Here is a 19645-nt window from a genome sequence, read left to right on the forward strand (position 1 = left end):
AAGCAAAGGGAAAGTTAATTTATGTTAATATATTCTCAATAAATGAAAAGTAGATAAACGAGTATAGTTAACGTAATTTTAAGGATGATAAGCCTATAAGAGCAAATATAACTGAAATAATCCAAAATCTTATTACGACTTTTGATTCTGCCCAACCGTGTTTTTCAAAATGATGATGGAGCGGTGCCATTTTAAATATTCTTTTTCCTTTAGTAGCTTTGAAATAATATACCTGTAAAATTACGGATGCAGTTTCAATAACAAACAAGCCGCCGACAATAGCTAAAACTATTTCATGCTTAGTAATGACACTAATAATGCCAAGTACACCGCCAAGACTTAGACTACCGGTATCGCCCATAAAAACTTCTGCTGGTTGTGCATTAAACCACAAAAATCCAAGACAGCTACCGACTAATCCCGCACATAATGCCGTTAACTCTCCGGTATTCGGTATATAGGTTAGTTGCAAGTAATTTGAGTAAATTAGATTTCCTACTAAATAACTTATTAAAGCAAAAGAACCGGCAGTAAAAGCAATAGGAACGGTAGCAAGACCATCAAGCCCATCCGTTAGATTCACGGCATTAGAAGAGCCGACTATAACAAATATAGCAAAAACTATATAAAAATAACCAAGATCCAAACTTAAATTTTTAAAAAACGGTACGTTAAGTAAATGACTTGGATTTTTATCGGTATATTCTAGTAAAACACATATGATTAAACTGATAATTCCTTGCAGTAAAAGCTTACTTTTTCCCCTTATCCCGTAATGGTTATTTTTGGTTACCTTAGCATAATCATCCATAAATCCTATAATACCGAAGCTAATAAAACCAAATAACGTAATCCAAATATATTTATTAGTTAAATCAGCAAGTAATAAAGTAGAAAGACAACTAGACAAAATAATCATAATGCCTCCCATTGTCGGAGTACCTGCTTTTGTTTGATGCGATTCAGGTCCGTCTGAGCGTATAGGCTGACCGTTTTTTTGAAGAGATCGCAGAAATTTTATTAATATCGGACCCGTGATAAAGCTAAGGCTTAGAGTTATAATAATAGCAAGACCGCTACGGAAAGTAATATAGTGAAATAAATTAGCTATATGTGAATTATGAATGTGAGGAAGTAAAAGATTATATAACATTTGTAGATTTAAATTAAAAAGTATATTTTGATGTTGCTACTGCACTCCTATGTCATTCCCGCGAAAGCGGGAATCCAGAAAATAATCTTATTTATACTATTAATAAAATAAACTATAAAAAATAAGTTTTTTATAGTTTTACTGGATTCCTGCTTTCGCAGGAATGACATTGAGGCAACATTAAAAATATCCTAGTGTATTTATTTATAATAATCAACAATCTTATCAAGTTTTACGCCTCTTGAACCTTTTATTAAGATAAGCTCATTAATTTCAAATAAATCCGTGATATGCGTAATTAATTCATCAACATTTTCAAAGTATTTTTTAGCTATTTTGGGAGGTAGTAAATCATAAATATATTTAGTATTTACTCCTACTAAATAGACTTTAGAACACCCGGCATCTAGTATATAAGGTACTAGTTCTTCATGTAGCGGTTTAGAGCTTTCCCCCAGTTCTAGCATATCACCTATTATAGCGGTTTTATTCTCGGCAGGTACTTGTTTTAAATATTCTAATGCAGCTTTCATTGACTGGGGACTTGCGTTATAGTAATCACAAATTACACGACAATTTTGTATATTGATAATCTCCCCTCTTCCTTTAGTAGGAGCAATATCCGCTAAGTGATTTGCAGCTATCTCTATATCTTTACCTAATATATCGATAATTAAAAGTACACCGGTATAATTTTCGGCAAAATGCCTAGGAATGAACGGTACAGTTATCTCTAAGGACTTATTATTTATCTTATACTTTAAGTGGACTTGCTCTCCTAGGCTCTCATATAAAACTAATTGTGCAGGTGTATTATGCGATATGCCGAAGTTATATACCCTATCAATAGAAAGGTTTTTTAATATCGATAATATTTTGCTATAACAATTAGTATTTGCATTAATAACGGCAATATCATTTTTGCTAAAATTTTCAAAAATCTCACATTTAGCTTCAGCTATCTCTTCAAGCGAGTTAAAAAATTCTAAATGAGCCTCCGAAATATTAGTAATCATAGCAATATTCGGCTTTAATATTTGAACCAGCTCTCTTATTTCGCCTTTATGGTTCATGCCAAGCTCAAAAATGGTATATTCCGTATCATCAGCCATTGATGCAAGATTAATAAGCATACCGAGTTTGTTATTGAAATTACCTCTGCTAGCAAAAACTAGGGAATCATGTTGCAATAATATTTTCAATGCTTCTTTAGTGGAGGTTTTGCCAACGCTGCCGGTTATAGCTATAAATTTAGCTTTTGAATTCTCTCGTTTATATAAAGCCATTTTTTGTAGAGCTTCAAAACAATCATCAACTAGGATAATTTTATCTTTATCATTTATCTCTACTTTCTTACTAACAATTATGGCTGCCGCTCCTTTATCTATTGCATCTAAAGCGTAATCGTGACCGTCTCTATTACCTTGAAGTGCTATAAATAAGTCACCTTTTTTAACGTCTTTGGAGTTGAATTGCACCTCATTACAATTGATAGAATTAGAGATTGTTATACCGAGAGCAGCACTTAAAGTTTTAGAGTTCCAAATCATATGTTTTTGTTATTTATGTGTTGTTGTATGGCTTGTTTATGTCATTCCCGCGAAAGCAGGAATCCAGTAATAAGAAGGGGCATACACAGTAAATTTTTAAAACTAAAAGCTCGATTTATCTCGCTTTACGCTGGATTCCTGCTTTCGCGGGAATGACATACTTCACAATTTCAGCATCATCAAAAGGTAATTTCTTATCGCCTATAATTTGGTAATTTTCATGACCTTTACCGGCAATTAATAAAATATCATCTTGTTTTAAATTATTTATCCCGTATTTAATAGCTTCTTCTCTATTTGCTATTTCCGTATAATCCGCTTTCTCTATACCGCTTATGATTTCAGCTCTGATCAATTTTGGGTCTTCATTGCGTGGGTTGTCATCGGTAATTATGACGGTATCGGCAAGTCTTGCGGCTATCTGCCCCATAAGACTTCTTTTTGTCTTATCACGATTACCGCCACAACCAAAAACTACGTTTAGCTTACTATCACGTAATTTAACATTTTTCAGTTCCGTTAAAGCTTTTTCAAGAGCATCCGGAGTATGGGAATAATCAACAAAAATATTAGTGTTGCCTATTCGCTCCATTCTGCCTTTTACCGGTTTAACTTCTACTAAAGAATCTATAATCTCATCGAAAGCAAAACCGGTATAATGCACGCTAAGAGCAGCAATTAACAAATTGCTAGCCTGAAAACTACCGATTATCGGGGTATTAAAATTATATTCTCTATTAGACCTCTTCGGAAACTCTACTTCTGCTGATAATTTGTACGTCGATCCGGTACTCGCATCCTCACGTATGTCTATATACGCTGCGGTGCTGTGTTCCGTGTCTCCTTCAAATTCCCTACCATAAGCGAGTTTCCGAAGAGGTCTATTATTAAATGCAAAATTAATATTTTGTCCTTTTAAAGAACCATTAATTTTAGTTATTTGTACATCACCTTTTTTTCCAACAGTGAAAAATTTAATATTATGGTTACGCAGATAATCTTTAATAAACTCTATTTCTTCTATATCGGAATTTAATATTGCAAGACCGCCTTGTAATAAATGCTCGGTAAATAATTTCAGTTTGGCTAATAAATAATTTTCTTTTGTATGGTGATAATCTAGATGATCCTGACTAAAGCTAGTAAAACATGCGATATTTACTTTTATTTCCCCAAGTCTTGCTTGATTAAGACCATGACTAGAAGCTTCAAAAGCTAAATATTCTATATTGTTTTCAGCTAAATTATGAGCAATTTTTCTAAAGCTTAAATAATCAAGCGTGGTTAATTCCGGCACATCATTTATAAGATTATCGCAGCCAAATATTTCTACCCCTATAGTACCTATAGATGCGGCTTTTTTTCCAAGTAATGAATATGTTTGAGCTATATAGGACACTACCGAGCTTTTACCGTTAGTACCGGTTACGGCTATTAGATTCTTTGGTTTTTTAGGATAGAATATTTCTATGGCTTCATATAAAGCTGCCTGTACATCTTCTACGTAAATTACTTTATCATCTATAATAGTATTTTTTTTATTGTCTGTAATTACTAATACTGTACTTTTGTTTAAAGCATCCTTAATAAAATCATTTCCATCGGCATTTTGTCCCTTAATCGCAAAAAAGACATCATTCTCCTTAACGGTTTTAGAATTAATCGACAAACCTTTTACGTTATGTTGCTCAAATAATTGTTTTAGATTATGGGGCATGGTTATTATGTTAAAAAAATGTTACCGTCTGAGCTACGGAAATTACGGCATTGTTGTATGACTTGTAAAACCCACTCGATGTCATTCCCGCGTAGGCGGGAATCCAGAAAAAAAGTATAAATACAACAAATTTTTGAAATTAAAAGCTCGATTTATCTCGCTTTACACTGGATTCCCGCTTTCGCGGGAATGACATAGAAGAGTGCAGGAAATAACATAATTATACCTACACCTCTGACAAATTCCAAAGTAACTGATTCGCCTCAACAATTATATTTTTATCTACTAATTTCTTGATATATACTAATTTATTATCCGGTTTGATTTTTGCCTGATTAGAGTAAGTACTAACGAATTTCAAAATTTTATCGGTCATATCGGCATTTTTATAAAATTTAATCACAAATCCGTTATCTCCTGAATCTAAATTCTCAATATTTAACTTAAAGCATAATAGTTTTATTTTTACAATATCAAGTAAATTATTAAATTCAATCGGTAGTGAGCCGAATCTATCAATCATCTCATCTTTAAATTTCTCTACTTCTATCTCATTGCTTAAATTACCTATTCTTCTATATAGCCCAAGTTTAAGGGCTGAATCGGATATATAATTATCGGGAATAAAGACGGATAATCCTAAATTAATAGTCGGAATAAATAGCTGTTCCGAGACAATTGGTTCATCTTTAAAAATAGCTATTTGTTCTTCCAACATTTCTTGATAGAGTTCAATACCTACTTCTTTAATTTGTCCTGATTGTTCTTCACCTATCAAATTACCGAAGCCCCGTAAATCCATATCATGACTTGCAATAGTAAAACCTGAGCCTAAAGCACAACTATTTTGTATTATCTCTAAACGTCTTAAGGAGTGCGATGTCATCTTTTTATGACTTGCTACCGTTAGATAGGCATAGCCCCGCACTTTACCTCGACCTATTCGACCACGTAATTGATATAGCTGACTAAGCCCCAGCATATCGGCCTTATGTATGACCATGGTATTTGCTTCGGCTATATCAATTCCTGATTCTATAATAGTAGTTGAGACTAGTATATCGAATTTACCGGCATAAAACTCGCTCATAACCTCATCAATTTTACTCGGGGTCATTTTTCCGTGAGCTATTTTATAACTTAATTCCGGCACGATTTGTTTTAATTGTTTTTCGATATCCTCTATATCTTTAATTCTTGGAACTACATAAAAGCTTCTTCCACCTCTAAAATGTTCGCGTAATAATGCATCTCTGATAATAACGGGATCAAACGGCATAACCATCGTCCGAACTTCCAACCTGTTAAAAGGCGGCGTTGCAATAATACTAAGTTCTTTTAAACCGGTCATTGACATTTGCAGCGTTCTAGGAATCGGTGTTGCCGACATTGCAAGTACATGGGAAGAGGATTTTAGCGATTTAAGAAATTCTTTTTGACCGACACCGAAATGTTGTTCTTCATCGATTATTAACAATTTCAAATTAAAGAATTTTGTATTTTTGTGTAATAAAGAATGAGTGCCTATTATTATATTTATTTTACCGCTTTCAAGCTCCGATCTTATAATTTTTGCTTCTTTAGAACTAATAACGCTAGATAATTGCTTAATATTTAAACCAAAACTCTTAAACCTTTCTATGAACCTTGAAAAATGTTGACTACATAAAATAGTTGTCGGTACAACTACGGCTACTTGAGGTAAATGTTCATTTAGAGATTTTGCTACCATAAAGACGGCACGCATTGCTACCTCTGTTTTACCAAACCCGACATCACCGCATATTAACCTATCCATTAACATACCGTTTCTTAGATCTTCTTTAATATCGTTTATAGCGGTTAACTGGTCTTCCGTTTCGCTGAATGGAAAATTAGCACAAAATTTATCATATTCTTCAAGGTCAAATTCAACGGAAGCACTGCTATTAAGTTTCCTTTTAGCTGCTATTTGTATTAAATGCAGTGCTATCTCTTTTATACGGTTTTTAAGTTTCGCCCTACTTCTTTGCCATGAGACACTGCCAAGCTTATCAAGCTCTGCATTATCATTACCGTATTTTTTTATTACCTCTATATTTTCAACCGGTATATATAATTTATCATTACCGGCATATAAAATCTTTAAACAATCATGTAGTTTGCCTTTGATTTCTAAAGCTTCTAGCTTTAAAAACTGCCCTATTCCATGATCTTTGTGTACTACAAACTCACCTTCAGCTAAATTATCAAGCTCCAGCAAGATATTTTTAAGCTTTTTGTTAGTGTTTGTAGAGCTAGGTTTTTCTTCTAATAATTCGCTAGCGGTAATAAATAAATATTCTTTAGTATAAAAGCTTTGATTTAAAGGAATTATCCCGACATTTATTACTGAAGCCTTAGCCTCATCTAATTTATTTATCTCATTATATTTATATTCATAATTTTGAGTGATGCTTTTAATTCTCTCAAGACCGCTTAAAGAAGCTGTACCTATTACGATTTTTTTAGAAGAATGAGCTTTAATAATCTCAAATAATTTATCGAAAATCGTTTTCTTTTCTATAAAACTTGCGGAACTAATATTTTCAATTAGAGTTGCTTGCTCAGAATTTTCATAACTAATCAATATATTATTTTTTTGTTCTAGTAATTCTGTTATTTCAGAAGCGGTAAAATATAAGCTAGTCGGTGAAAGGGTGGGATAGAAACTATTAAATTTAAGTTTATTTGCCTCTGACCTTGCTGAATAAAAATCGTTATAACTATGCTCAAACTCTAAAATGGCTTGTTTTGATAAATTATCGAATATGAAAATAGGATTGTTTAGGTAATCTACTAAGTTAGAGCAGGAATTATAAAATAACGGAAGTAATTGTTCATATCCTGCGAATTTTCTTCCCGATATCACCGCTTCATATAAAGGATTATCGGTATGATTAACTCCAAAATTTCGTAAGTAATTATTCTTAAAATTACCGATTGTTTCAGAGTTTAAAACTATCTCATTTGCAGGACTAATAACGAGTTCGCTGCAAGATTTAGTTGAAATTTGTGTATCAATATCAAATTCTTTTATTGATTCAATATAATCCCAGCTAAAATTAATTCTATAAGCTTTAGGACCAGGCAATATTATATCAATGATTTCGCCTCTAACCGCAAATTCCCCGACATCGATGCTACTCGCATTTCTTGTAAAACTATTTTCTACTAGAAACATAGCAAGCTCATCCGTAGTAAATTTCATTTTAGGAGATAATTTTAAAAAATATTTAGAAAAAAAATCTTTCGGCGGTAATTTGTTTAATAAGTTCGCTGCATGAGTTATGAGTAATTTGCCGTTACTATTATCTGTTGTTAGCTTGGTTAATGTTTCTGCACGTCTAGATAAGATATTTGCATTTGGTGACGTATGGTCGTAAGGGATAGTATCATAGCTTGGAAAGTAATAAATATTTTCATTAGAAGAAAAAAATAAAGCTTGCTTGTATAATTGCAACGCCTCCTCTTCATTACTGCTACTTAAGATAAAATCTTGCTTAAGATTCTTAGTAAAACTATCGATTGCAAAGAAAGATTTGGCAGCCGCCGGAAATTTTTGTTGTAACATTCTACAGGAATTTATATTTTTGCTATTTTGCGTAATTTATCAATTATTTCGGCATCTAGATAAGAAGGAGCAGAAGATTTATTATTAATCCAATTATAAAGGTCATTATCGTTTTGATCAAGTATTAAAGAATAGCTTCCAAGTTTTTTTTCATCCATTAAGGATAGGTACTTTTCGGCAAAGCTACCGAGTATATAATCCATTTCTTTGCAACCTCGGTTTTTACTACGGTAAAAAAGTTTCTTTTGTAAAGAGTTTTTATTTAATTTATTCATCTATAACATCTTGCAAAATTTTTTTATAATAATATTATTAAATTTACTAGGTTCTGTGAACAAAACTTTAACTATTTATATTTTAAGGTATTTTTTAGCGAAAATTAATAAGATTTTTGTAGGAATAGTTATTCATATTTCAAAAAAATCTTATAATTTGTAGCAAAAAAGAACTAAAATATATTATTTAAAATTTTGTTCACAGAACCTAAATACCAAGATCATTTAAAAATGCTTTAATAATTAAGCACTCTAATAAATCCATTCTACATGGGTAAAATTCTATTAACTTTTATTATCAATAACAGCAAAAAAGCGTAAATATGTCGGTTCAAAATATCTGTTCTACAAAAGCTTATGATATATTAATTTCAAATGATAATGCTTTTCTTGTGGATGTTAGAACTAAAGAAGAGTGGCAACAAGTTGGGATACCTCATTTAGATAATAAAAATAAGGTGGTCTTTCTAAGTTGGCAATTGAATAAAGATTTTGAAGATAATTTTTTATCTATAATTAAAGATAAAATAGATGCAACAAACTTCTTACAAACGTCCGCTAATAAGGAGGAATTTGAAGGAAACACGGAACGCAGCACCGCAGCGTATAAAAGAGTATGTGAGGATGCGAGTACCGGATTGACGTACCAATTACCCTTAGAAGCAAGTTATGCAAGAAGTTTATTAATATTTTTTCTGTGCCGTTCAGGATATAGGTCATTTATCGCAGCAAATTTTATAACTAATATAGGTTATAAAAATTGTTATAATATTAGTGACGGCTTTGAAGGAAATAATCAAGACAAAGGCTGGAAACAAAATAACTTACCGTGGCAGTTTTAAGTGAGTACTAATCAAATAATTTTAACGGATCAAGGTGATAATTATGTAAATGTCTGGAGTCACGTGGCTCAAGATCTTTACAATCATTACGGTGAAACTCTATATAATAGCTGGTTTAGTAAAGTCAATTTTATAGAGTCTTCATTAAATACCGTTATTCTTTGTGCCCCTACTAACTTTGTTAGAGATTGGATAAAATCCAAATACTCTATGGTCATATTGCAACTATTTCAACATTATAATAATACCATTAAGTCGATTGAAATAATTACTAAAGAGTTACCTGGGACAACCCAAACAGTTATAGAATTACCTACTAAGACTTTTGCCGATATCAGCAGCAGTGAGCTTAATTCGGAAAATATCTTTTCAACCTTTGACGTACGTTTTACTTTCGATAATTTTGTAGTTGGAGCCCCAAATGAACTAGCTTATGCAGCAGCAAGAGCGGTTGCGGAATCATCAGGTGCGGTTTCTGAGTCTAATCCGCTTTTTCTATATGGCGGCGTAGGGCTTGGTAAAACTCATTTAATGCATGCAATCGGTTGGTATATCAAGCAGAATAACCCAAGCCGCAAAGTGATATATATGTCTGCAGAGAAGTTTATGTATCAGTTTGTTAAAGCTCTGCGTAATAAAGAAGTAATCTCGTTTAAAGAGAAATTCCGCTCAGTTGACGTGTTAATGATTGATGATATTCAATTTATTTGCGGTAAAGATAGTACGCAGGAAGAATTTTTCCATACTTTTAATACATTGATTGATAATAACCGTCAAATGGTTATTTCTTGTGATAGGTCCCCTTCAGATTTAGATAATATTGAAGATCGGATAAAGTCTCGACTTGGGTGGGGCTTAGTTGCCGACGTTCATAGTACTACTTATGAGCTACGACTCGGTATTCTAGAATCTAAGATTGAGCAGATGAATGTTAAAATACCGAAAGACGTAATTGATTTTTTAGCATCTAAAATCGTCTCAAACGTTAGAGAGCTTGAAGGAGCTTTAAATAAAGTGATAGCTCATTCTAATTTTACTTTAAAAGAAATTACACTCGAAAATACACAAAATATTTTAAGAGATTTATTACGTTCTAATGAAAGAATAATTACCGTTGAAGATATTCAGAAAAAGGTAGCTAGTCGTTATAATATTAAATTATCCGATATGTCTTCTTCTCGAAGATTACGAGAAGTTGCAAGACCGCGTCAAATAGCTATGTATCTTAGTAAAGCATTAACACCGAAAAGCCTTGCAGATATCGGTAAAAAATTCGGTAAAAAAGACCACACGACGGTTATGCATGCTATTAAGAAAGTAGAAGAATTGCTGGAAAACGATATAGAATTACGCGAAGAGATTAATTTGCTGATGAAAATATTGCAGAATTAGCAAAGTACTATGTCATTCCCGCGAAAGCGGGAATGACATTGAACTGGTTTTTCGATCTACGCAGAAATGACATAGATATATACCAAATGCCCTCAAAAAAACAATCCAATCCAAGAAATTTTTTCAAGATTATCTCGGTATAATTTACCCCTAAGCGTAGGTTAATTATTGCTATTATGTACGTAATAGTGTACACTTAAATATATAACTCCCCAGAGATAATATTATGACTATTTATACAAGCACGCAGGCACGAGCTAAATTATCTAATCTTATTGATGAGACAAATAAAACTCATGAACCTATTTATATAAAGGGAAAACGTAATAATGCAGTAATCATATCAGAACAAGACTATGAAGGATTGCAAGAAACTTTATATTTGTACTCTAAACCGGGCTTAGTAAAAAGAATCCTTGAAGCTAGTAAAAAACCATTAGAAGAATTTGTTAGCCATGAGGAATTTTGGAAAAAATGAAATATACTTTGATATATCACAAAAAAACTATAGCTGACAAAGATAAATTAATTGCAGCTAAATTAATAGATAAAGCAGAACAATTATGTAATGATTTAGCTGTTAATCCCACTCTTCCAAATAGTAAAAAACTTTACCGTAATTTAGTAGGTAAGCATTCTATAAGAATTAATTTACAGCATAGATTGGTATATGAAATCTTTGAAAAAGAAAAAATAATAAAAATACTTAGCATGTGGGGACATTATGAGTAATTGGGGGTATTAAATAGTATTTTTGCAAAAGAAATTTTTTTAAGATTATCCGGAAAGTACCGAATTAACAGAATTATAGATAATTATGGTTACGGTGAGGGGATGGCGTATTTTCTGCCCGAAAATTTAAATGAATTAATCTATAAAGAGGAATTGCAAATTCACTATAACGACTACGATCATCAAATCCTTGCTAATAAAGAATATAGATATATTTTAGAAAAAAATAATATTGTAAAATATTTTGCCAAAGCAGAAAATAGCTTATTTCATCGTTTAGATTTTATAGATAACTCAAGAGCTATAGGTAGCCATTTATGCGGCAGCGATGAATATAATGCTACCTATATATTTTTAAATCCTGATTCTTTTACTCTTAACTACCAAGTTCTAGGACCTCAAAAAGACTATAATATTAATACTGTTTTTAATCGCATATAGTATTAGTATGTTCTCCAATTAGTTTAAAATATTCTTTCATACTATCATCTATAGCAATTGTTTCCACAGTTTGATTACTATCATCATCATTTTCCTTATACATATCTACTTTTTTAGAAAAAGAAAGTTTTAATCTCTTTCTAGGAGAAATAGTTTGATTAAATTTTAAGGTAATATCTTGTAATACATCTTTGGTATATTCAGGAGTATCAATATCATACCATTCTTTTATTTTAGCACATAAAATTTGTAGAATTTCAGGTAAGATTTTTTTAATTTCTTTCTTGAGAGATGCTTGTTTTTGAGCTAAAAACCCTTCAATATTTTTTAAGCTTTCAGTAAATTCCAAGTAGGTTATTTCAATTAAGTTCTTTAAATCCCCCGAAAAATCCTTTTTTTCAAGCAATTTAGTTTTTGTAAGTTTTAAATTGCGTTCTCCTATATTATTTACTTTAAGAATTAAAGCAGTTAAATTTTGGTCTAATGAATTTAACAAATTTATAGGACAATTCTCTAATTTATGAACTTTTTCTAAAAAATGTTTGATATCATTAATTTTTATATTATCTATATTTTTGTTTTTATAATTCTGTATTAAAGCTAAAGTATCAAATACCAGTGCTATATTCTCTAATTTAGCATTGTTGAAGTTTTCACTAAGCCATTTTATTAATATATTACCTTCTTTAATAAGTAATAGATTGCCGTTTTGTACATTTGTAATGTCATAATCTATTGAACAGGAATTTGGTAACACATATTTATAGTTTTTAAGTATACCTCTTGTTTGAGCAACAGCATGCTCTGTAGACATAGGAAAAAGCTCTTTATCAGATATAAATATCCCATCTTTATTAATAAGTTCTAAAAACATAGGAGCTGTAAATAGGGTTGCATTATTTTTATGTGTTTCGACTATAAATAACAAATGTGTTAACTTTTCTGCAAAGTAATTTAGTTTTCGCGGTAATTCTTCTATATTTTGCGTTGATTCTTTAGCATGCACAACTTCAAATATACGTTTTATAATAGCATGTTTATATTCATGTTCTTGCTCAAATTTAGATAAAATTTCATCATATTTTCCTAAGCCAGGTACATCTGTTTGTACATTACCGGTTTTATAATGTACTATATGATTAATTGTAAAAGTTTCTTCTTTAGTATTTGAGATCTTACATATAGTAGATAAATCACTATTTATTTCTTCTAAAATCCGGTGCTTTAGCTGATTTTTATTATTCCTGCCAATCATTTCAGCAAAAGCTAGAAGTCCTTTAGAATTATATATTGTAAAATTTAATGGGTTATTACTTATACCTTTTAGGTTGATATTACTGTTTTGCAATTCTTGTAATAATACTTTCTTTGCATGCTCAGCAGTAATACCGTCTGCTAAAGTAAATATCTCAGGAATAGAGTGATTTGGATTAAATACAAAATGCAATAGCTTTTGATAATCCTTATCACTTATATTTTCTTTGTTATCATCTTTAAATAATTTATTAAAATGTTTATTAAAAGCAGTTTTAATAATATTAAAATTTTCTTCGTAATAATCATTATCTACTGTTAATATTTCAGATTTAATTTTTTTATAAATATTTCTAATAGTAGAATATTTAAAAAATCTATCAGCTAAATTATGTAATATTAAACCAAGTCTAAGTTTTAATCCTTCAGAAGTACTTATAAAATTAATATTAATTATATTTCTTGATAAAAAATTAAGATATTGAGGTAAAGTGTAATTTTCTTTTAACTCTTCATCAGAGGAGCTATCAAAGTTTTCGTATTTTAGTGTCATTATTTGTAGTAGAATTAAGTTTTTAATTATTCAGGCAAGTATATTTTTATAAATCCAAGTAAAGTATATGCAGCTTCACTGAGAGTATAAGAGTCATTTGTATAGGGTAAGCCGTCTGTATTATGCTCAGTAAAAGTAGTAGATTCACTTTCAATATCCTTAAGGTCATAGTTTACTATATCATTAATCTTTAATCTTTCTCCTGTATTTCCTTCAAAGCAATCCATGAATGCTAAAGCTTTAACTATTTCACCACCCATAAGATACTTCAATAATTCTTCTTTTCCATAAGCTATTTTATCTTCAATACTATCTAAATCTTTCATTACTAACATTACTGATGGCATCATTTTATTTACTTCAGTTGCTAATAACTTAGGGTCGATGTCATAATCACTAGATTTAAGCATATCTCATACCATTATAGTTATAATATTAGCTATATACTAAAATATTAATCATTAATCAAGTCTTCTTTACTAATAGTTACAATTTTATTGTATAAGTTAAATTTTGTTAAGTTTATACAGATAAATTTATTGACAAAAGTTAATTTTTATTATATTTTGCTCTCTTAGTATTTTTGAAAGGTGGTTATGGTAGATATAAGCAATACTAATAAGAGTAGCTTAGCACTATTTGAGGGCGGCGGAGTAAAAGGAGAGATCCATTTAGAAAAATTAAAAATAATAGAGCAAATAACCGGTAAGCCTACTTGCAAGATATTCGATTTTACTGGAGGGACCAGTGTTGGAGGACTTATTCCTATTTTGCTTAATTTACCGGATCCTAATAATCCCGGAAAACCTTTATTCAGTGCAGAGCAAGCTCAAGAACTGTTTGAAGAAATGGCACACGATATTTTTCCGGAAGGATTAACTTTTAGAAAATTTTGGAGTTTTAATGGCTTATTCAGCTATAAATTTTCTCCTGAACCATTAGTAAAGTTATTGAAAGAATATTGTAAGGATTATACCCTAAAGGATTTAATCGGTGATGTTGTAGTTACAGGTTATGATCTAAATAATAAACAAAATCCTCTTATGACTTTCTCTACTATAGAGGCTAGAAAAAGTGAAGATAATGATTATTACCTTTCAGATATAATACAAGGAATCACTGCAGCACCCGGATATTTCCTCAGCCACAATTTCAGTAGTATAACCAATACTAAATTACATAAAATTATTGATGGTGGAGTATATGCTAATGACCCAACCTTACAAACATGGAAATTATTAAAAGAAAATAACTATAACATAGACAACGCTTTATATTTATCATTAAAAGAAGAAAATAATGATGATTACCAAACTGTTTGTTGCGGCGGAGGAATAATAGAGCTATTAAAAAATAATATGCCCGGTAAAATATTAGAAGCAACACAACAAGCTGATGAAATAACCGCTCAAAGAATTTTTGGTGATAAATTAATAGAAATAGCTACTTATATTCTGGAAAAACATGCTGAGATGAGTAATTCTAGTACTGAAAATCTTCAAGCACTAAAAGAATTTGCTAAAAAATCTATATATGAAAGCTCTACCTTTAGAGATGCACCTTATAATGAAAAGTTTAAAGAAGCTATTGATAAAATAATAAATAATTATAATGCAAATAATCCTGATGATAAAATTATTATAAATGATTCTTATAAAGAGCTATTCCACATTAATACTTCTAATAACGAGCTTGATGAAGGCTTTGAAGAAGAGGATATAGCAAACAACGAGGATGCAGTTAATACACCGATAGCTCAAGCTCTAGATTCTAAAGATATAACAGACACAGAACCTGGAAAAGAAGAATTATTAGCGGGTATCAAGGAGTTTTTTAATCCATTTATCGAAAAAAATCCAGAAGCAAAAGCAGATATAGAGAATTTTTTACACGAAATAAAAAATTGGACATTAGAAGAAATTGAAAATGGTATTGTTAGTTTTAAAGAAGCTAGCTTAAAATGGCAAGCCGAGCAGAATAACCTTGATGTATTTAGTAGCTGTAGTATGGAAGCCTTAAAGGAAGAGATGGACCTTGAAGGGATAGACGATAGGTCGGCTCTGGATATATAAGTGTGTAAATTCTAAAATAGGCATTAAATTCGCCCCTCAAATTTTATCAAAAAGTGAGCCATGTCCTCTCCCCAATTTTGGATAGGCATATTCCATTTTCGCGTAATATAGTCAATTGTCAAGTACAAAGTCTTAAATACAGAGTCGTCGTTAGGAAAACCCCTTTTGTTATTAGTAACCTTGCGTAATTGACTATTTAAACCTTCGATTGCATTGGTTGTATAAATGATACGCCTAATCACTTCTGGGTATTGTAAAAAAATTATCAAATTCTGCCAATTATTTTGCCATGATTTTGCAATATGTGGGTACTGTTTGCCCCATTTCATATCAAAATCAGATAAGGCAGTAAGTGCTTCATCCTCAGTGATAGAGCTGTATACTAGCTTCAAATCTGCTGCAAGTTCTTTACGGTCTTTATAGCTTACATATGACAAACTATTTCTGATTTGATGTACAATGCACAGCTGATGCTCAGTTTGTGGATATACTGCAGATATCGCCTCACTCATGCCCGTTAGATTATCGCTACAAGCAATTAAGATATCTTTTAATCCCCTGTCTTTCATTTCAGTAAAATTATTTAACCAAAATTTAGCTCCCTCATTCTCGCTAATACACAAGCCTAAAATATCTTTCCTTCCGGTTAAATCTACACCTAAAGCTACATATACTGCCTTATTGATAATTCTCTTATCTTGACGTACTTTAACTATAAGTGCATCAAAATATACTATAGCATATATGGCTTCCAGAGGCCTATTCTGCCAACTCCTGACCTCATCCATAACATTATCGGTAACCCGACTAATAAGGCTTTCACTGTTCTCTGCACCATATAGCTCATGAATCTGAATCTTAATGTCAGAGAGGCTCATCCCTTTAGCATATAAGGATAATATCTTCTGATCTAATCCATCAATCCTAGTCTGACGCTTTGGCACTAGTACAGGAGAAAATTCAGCATTTCTATCACGTGGTACTTCAAGTTCCAATACTCCACCTTCAGTAATTAGGCTTTTTTTGCATACACCATTTCTACTATTGTCAGTCTCTATCCTGCCATATTTGTTATAGACAAGATGCTCATCCATCTCAGCTTTTAAGGCTCTTTCAAATATATTTTTAGTTAACTGCTTTAATATCCCGTCTTTGGCAAAAAAACTCGTTAAATCAGTATCTTTATCTATTAGCAAATCTACTGCTTGTTTTATCTTCTCTTGGTTACTGTTACTCATGTTATTCCTGATAAATTATATTATTGTTAATATAACCTATCCTAGAAATTTACACACTTAGTGAGACAGCACCTCCTCACGTACTAGTATGTACGCTGCGTTTATCAGCTTCTAGATGCCTTGCTCTTTTCCAAATTAAACTTCGTCTACCAACTCTTCATTTATGAGAGGTGTATATAAAATTTTTACTGAATTAATGATTCAAATTCTTTTACCACGGCTTGATAAAGTTTCCGTTTGAAAGGAATTATAATAGATAATAGTTCGTCAAGTGATGCCCAACGCCATTGGTCAAATTCCGGATTAGAGGTATTTATATTAATATCTTCGTTATTTCCGGTAAATCTAATTAAAAACCAGCGTTGTTTTTGTCCACGAAAATTACCGTTCCACAATTTAGGTATTAAAAAGCTTGGTACATCATAACTATACCAGCATTTGCTTTCGGCAATAATATATCCTTTATCGCTTCCTATTTCTTCTAACATCTCACGCATTGCTGCAATACTTGGTGTTTCGCCGGGAACTATCCCACCTTGCGGCATTTGCCATGCAGATATTTTTGTATCTATTCTTTTACCGACGAATATATGGTTATCGGCATTTAATATCATCATGCCGACTCCTGGTCTATATGGTAAATCAAGATGTTTTTTGGAAGAATTTCTCATTATTTGTTTACTTTAAAAAATCAATTATAATTTTACTACTTTATTTTTACCCGTTGTTTTAGCTTCATACATAGCTTTGTCAGCACGTTCAATGAAAGATTCTATTGATTCTTCTTTTTTATATTCCGTAACTCCGATTGAAATAGTTTTTTTTAAAGGTTCAATTTGATCTTCAATGTGAAAATCCATATATTCTATTTTAACTCTAACTCTCTCCGCAGTTTCAATTGCTTTAGAAATATCTATATCCGTTAAAAGTATAGTAAATTCTTCACCGCCGAATCTTGCTATTAAGTCTGTTACTCTGAGAGTATTCTTCAAAATACGGGATACAATCGTTAAAACCTTATCGCCTGCTTGATGACCGTAAGTATCGTTTACGTGTTTAAAATTGTCGATATCGCACATAAGTAAATATAATTTAATACTTTCTTTATTAGCTTTCTCAATCATTTGTTTGAGGTGTATATCGAAATAGCGACGATTAAATAAGCCGGTTAAGCCGTCTTTAGCTGCTAAATTAACACTTTGTTCAAGATCATTACGTAGATTGTCTTGATATTGCTTACGCCTTAATTGTGTTCTAATTCTAGCAAGTAATTCGCTTTCCTCTATAGGATAAACGAAATAATCATTAATACCGAGTTCAATACCTTTCACAACTAAAGGCATACCGTCTTCATCAATTTGTAAAATTATTACCACGCCGCTTATTTCTGCTTTACCTCTTAAAATAACACTGATTCTCAAAGGATCTTCATTTTCGAGCGTACTACTGATAATTACTAAATCGGGTGTATATTCATTTATAATATCTAATTCATCGGAATTACTTATTACCTTTACGTTTTGGGTAATCTTAAGTAACATTTGTTTTATATTTTTAGCTTGTACCACATCATCATTAATTAGTAATATTTTTTTATCTGCAAAAGTGTCATGCATTTCGATATTTGTTACGCCTAATAATGCATTAGTGCTATTACGAAGCTTTAACTCATCAATTAAGCTTTTCATTCTAGATAGCGATTTAAGTCTTACAAATAGAGCAGTATCGTTAATCGGCTTTGTTAAAAACTCATCAGCTCCTGCCTCAAGACCTTTAACTCGATCATCAATATCAGAAAGTGCAGTTACCATTACAACCGGTATATGAGTAGTTTCCGGATCGGTTTTTATCGTTTTACATACCTCAAATCCATCCATTTCCGGCATCATAACATCAAGTAGTATAATATCAATTTTTCCTTTTTTAAGAATTGCTAGTGATTCTTTGCCGCTATTTGCAGTAAGAACCGTATAATACTCTTTTAAAAGTTTGGCTGTCAGTAACTTAATATTGGTTTCTATATCATCTACTACTAATATTGTGGTCATAAGATTAAATTCTTGTTTTTAAAGGAAATAATTTGTATATTTATACTTTAATTTTAAGTCTTAAATGTATAATATATGAAAATTTCAGCAAATTCAATTAGAACAGGTAACATATTAGTTTATAATAATGATTTATGGGTTGTAAGCAAAACACCGGAACATACTCAACCAGGGAAAGGTGGAGCTTATGTACAAGTTGAGATGAAAAATTTAAAAACAGGGACAAAGCGTAACGAAAGATTCAGTTCTTCCGATTATTTAGAAAAAGCCGAACTTGAACAAAAAGATTATCAATTTTTATATTTTGAAGGTGATGATTTGGTATTGATGGACACCAAACATTTTGAACAAATAAATGTTCCCAAGGAAATTTTAGAAGAAAAATTACCTTTCTTAACTGAAAATATGATTGTTAAAGTCGAATTTTATAATGAGAAGCCTTTAAATATTGAGCTTCCTCCAACTGTTATACTTGAAATTAGTGAAACTGATCCGGTAATAAAAGGAGCAACCGCTACCGCTTCTTATAAACCGGCAATTTTAGAAAACGGTATTAAAGTTAAGGTTCCGCAATATTTAGAAGTAGGAGAAAAAATTGTTGTTAAAACTGATGATATGACATATGTCGAAAGGGCAAAGTAAGTTTAATGTCATTCCTGCGAAAGCAGGAATCCAAAAAAAAGTATAAATATAACAAGTTTTTAAAACTAAAAGCTCGATTTATCTCGCTTTATAATGGATTCCTGCTTTCGCAGGAATGACATCGAGTAGATTTTTCGATCCATG

General features: G+C 31.3%; 20 protein-coding genes. 9 read left to right on the forward strand and 11 right to left on the reverse strand.

Annotated features, from left to right (window positions below; genetic code table 11):
- Positions 1-67: 67 nt before the first annotated feature.
- The 3 genes from mraY to AC5587_RS05875 are packed head-to-tail and all read right to left on the reverse strand — an operon-like array spanning position 68 to position 2703.
- Entirely contained in the window at positions 68-1153 is a 1086-nt protein-coding gene (gene mraY / locus AC5587_RS05865) for a phospho-N-acetylmuramoyl-pentapeptide-transferase (RefSeq protein WP_499162128.1), read from the reverse strand.
- A gap of 47 nt (positions 1154-1200) precedes the next feature.
- Positions 1201-1323 carry a hypothetical protein gene (locus tag AC5587_RS05870; RefSeq protein ID WP_410527087.1) on the reverse strand — a complete coding sequence of 41 codons (123 nt, stop codon included), beginning with the start codon at positions 1321-1323 and terminating at the stop codon, positions 1201-1203.
- Between the two features lie 30 nt (positions 1324-1353).
- Entirely contained in the window at positions 1354-2703 is a 1350-nt protein-coding gene (locus AC5587_RS05875; protein WP_499162129.1) for a UDP-N-acetylmuramoyl-tripeptide--D-alanyl-D-alanine ligase, read from the reverse strand.
- On the opposite strand from AC5587_RS05875, the gene AC5587_RS05880 reads away from it, so the two are divergent.
- Entirely contained in the window at positions 2704-2859 is a 156-nt protein-coding gene (locus AC5587_RS05880) for a hypothetical protein (protein WP_499162130.1), read from the forward strand.
- Here AC5587_RS05880 and murE read toward each other — a convergent pair.
- Positions 2819-4420: a UDP-N-acetylmuramyl-tripeptide synthetase gene (gene murE / locus AC5587_RS05885; RefSeq protein WP_499162131.1), complete on the reverse strand. Its 1602-nt coding sequence runs from the start codon at positions 4418-4420 to the stop codon at positions 2819-2821. The genes AC5587_RS05880 and murE overlap by 41 nt on opposite strands.
- Here murE and AC5587_RS05890 point away from each other — a divergent pair.
- A complete protein-coding gene (locus AC5587_RS05890) occupies positions 4412-4540 on the forward strand; it encodes a hypothetical protein (RefSeq protein WP_410527084.1) in 129 nt (42 codons plus the stop codon). The two genes, murE and AC5587_RS05890, sit on opposite strands and share 9 nt — an antisense overlap.
- A 106-nt stretch (positions 4541-4646) precedes the next feature.
- Here the strand turns inward: AC5587_RS05890 and mfd are convergent, their stop codons facing one another.
- The gene (gene mfd / locus AC5587_RS05895) at positions 4647-8012 is read right to left on the reverse strand and encodes a transcription-repair coupling factor (RefSeq protein WP_499162132.1); all 3366 of its coding nucleotides are present in this window, start codon (positions 8010-8012) and stop codon (positions 4647-4649) included.
- 11 nt (positions 8013-8023) lie between these two features.
- A complete protein-coding gene (locus AC5587_RS05900; protein WP_011270705.1) occupies positions 8024-8287 on the reverse strand; it encodes an FAD assembly factor SdhE in 264 nt (87 codons plus the stop codon).
- Positions 8288-8610: 323 nt separating this feature from the next.
- On the opposite strand from AC5587_RS05900, the gene AC5587_RS05905 reads away from it, so the two are divergent.
- The 5 genes from AC5587_RS05905 to AC5587_RS05925 all read left to right on the forward strand — a co-directional run bounded on the left by AC5587_RS05905 (position 8611) and on the right by AC5587_RS05925 (position 11694).
- The gene (locus tag AC5587_RS05905) at positions 8611-9129 is read left to right on the forward strand and encodes a palindromic element RPE1 domain-containing protein (protein ID WP_410527082.1); all 519 of its coding nucleotides are present in this window, start codon (positions 8611-8613) and stop codon (positions 9127-9129) included.
- Positions 9130-10521 carry a chromosomal replication initiator protein DnaA gene (dnaA, locus tag AC5587_RS05910; RefSeq protein WP_499162133.1) on the forward strand — a complete coding sequence of 464 codons (1392 nt, stop codon included), beginning with the start codon at positions 9130-9132 and terminating at the stop codon, positions 10519-10521.
- Between the two features lie 226 nt (positions 10522-10747).
- A complete protein-coding gene (locus tag AC5587_RS05915) occupies positions 10748-10999 on the forward strand; it encodes a type II toxin-antitoxin system Phd/YefM family antitoxin (protein WP_499162134.1) in 252 nt (83 codons plus the stop codon).
- Positions 10996-11253, forward strand: a complete 258-nt coding sequence (locus AC5587_RS05920) for a type II toxin-antitoxin system RelE/ParE family toxin (RefSeq protein ID WP_499162135.1) — start codon at positions 10996-10998, stop codon at positions 11251-11253. The genes AC5587_RS05915 and AC5587_RS05920 overlap by 4 nt, the downstream gene beginning before the upstream one ends.
- Positions 11254-11694: a DUF6314 family protein gene (locus AC5587_RS05925; RefSeq protein ID WP_499162136.1), complete on the forward strand. Its 441-nt coding sequence runs from the start codon at positions 11254-11256 to the stop codon at positions 11692-11694. It begins immediately after the preceding gene.
- Here the strand turns inward: AC5587_RS05925 and AC5587_RS05930 are convergent.
- Together AC5587_RS05930 and AC5587_RS05935 are read right to left on the reverse strand one after the other, a co-directional pair.
- Positions 11681-13501 carry a hypothetical protein gene (locus AC5587_RS05930; protein ID WP_499162137.1) on the reverse strand — a complete coding sequence of 607 codons (1821 nt, stop codon included), beginning with the start codon at positions 13499-13501 and terminating at the stop codon, positions 11681-11683. The two genes, AC5587_RS05925 and AC5587_RS05930, sit on opposite strands and share 14 nt — an antisense overlap.
- Before the next feature lie 26 nt (positions 13502-13527).
- Positions 13528-13911, reverse strand: a complete 384-nt coding sequence (locus AC5587_RS05935) for a hypothetical protein (RefSeq protein WP_499162138.1) — start codon at positions 13909-13911, stop codon at positions 13528-13530.
- Between the two features lie 186 nt (positions 13912-14097).
- On the opposite strand from AC5587_RS05935, the gene AC5587_RS05940 reads away from it, so the two are divergent.
- A complete protein-coding gene (locus AC5587_RS05940) occupies positions 14098-15573 on the forward strand; it encodes a patatin-like phospholipase family protein (RefSeq protein ID WP_499162139.1) in 1476 nt (491 codons plus the stop codon).
- Positions 15574-15596: 23 nt separating this feature from the next.
- Here AC5587_RS05940 and AC5587_RS05945 read toward each other — a convergent pair whose 3' ends face one another.
- From AC5587_RS05945 to AC5587_RS05955, 3 genes are all read right to left on the reverse strand, one after another.
- Positions 15597-16811, reverse strand: a complete 1215-nt coding sequence (locus tag AC5587_RS05945; protein ID WP_499162140.1) for an IS256 family transposase — start codon at positions 16809-16811, stop codon at positions 15597-15599.
- Positions 16812-16996: 185 nt separating this feature from the next.
- Positions 16997-17482, reverse strand: a complete 486-nt coding sequence (locus AC5587_RS05950; RefSeq protein ID WP_008580323.1) for an RNA pyrophosphohydrolase — start codon at positions 17480-17482, stop codon at positions 16997-16999.
- Between the two features lie 24 nt (positions 17483-17506).
- Positions 17507-18859, reverse strand: a complete 1353-nt coding sequence (locus tag AC5587_RS05955; RefSeq protein WP_499162141.1) for a PleD family two-component system response regulator — start codon at positions 18857-18859, stop codon at positions 17507-17509.
- Positions 18860-18934: 75 nt separating this feature from the next.
- Between AC5587_RS05955 and efp the strand changes: the two genes are divergently transcribed.
- Positions 18935-19501: an elongation factor P gene (gene efp, locus AC5587_RS05960; RefSeq protein WP_499162142.1), complete on the forward strand. Its 567-nt coding sequence runs from the start codon at positions 18935-18937 to the stop codon at positions 19499-19501.
- The last annotated feature ends 144 nt before the right edge of the window (positions 19502-19645 follow it).

Origin of the sequence: Rickettsia endosymbiont of Hedychridium roseum, from assembly GCF_964028255.1 — a bacterium.
Classification (GTDB): domain Bacteria; phylum Pseudomonadota; class Alphaproteobacteria; order Rickettsiales; family Rickettsiaceae; genus Rickettsia; species Rickettsia asembonensis.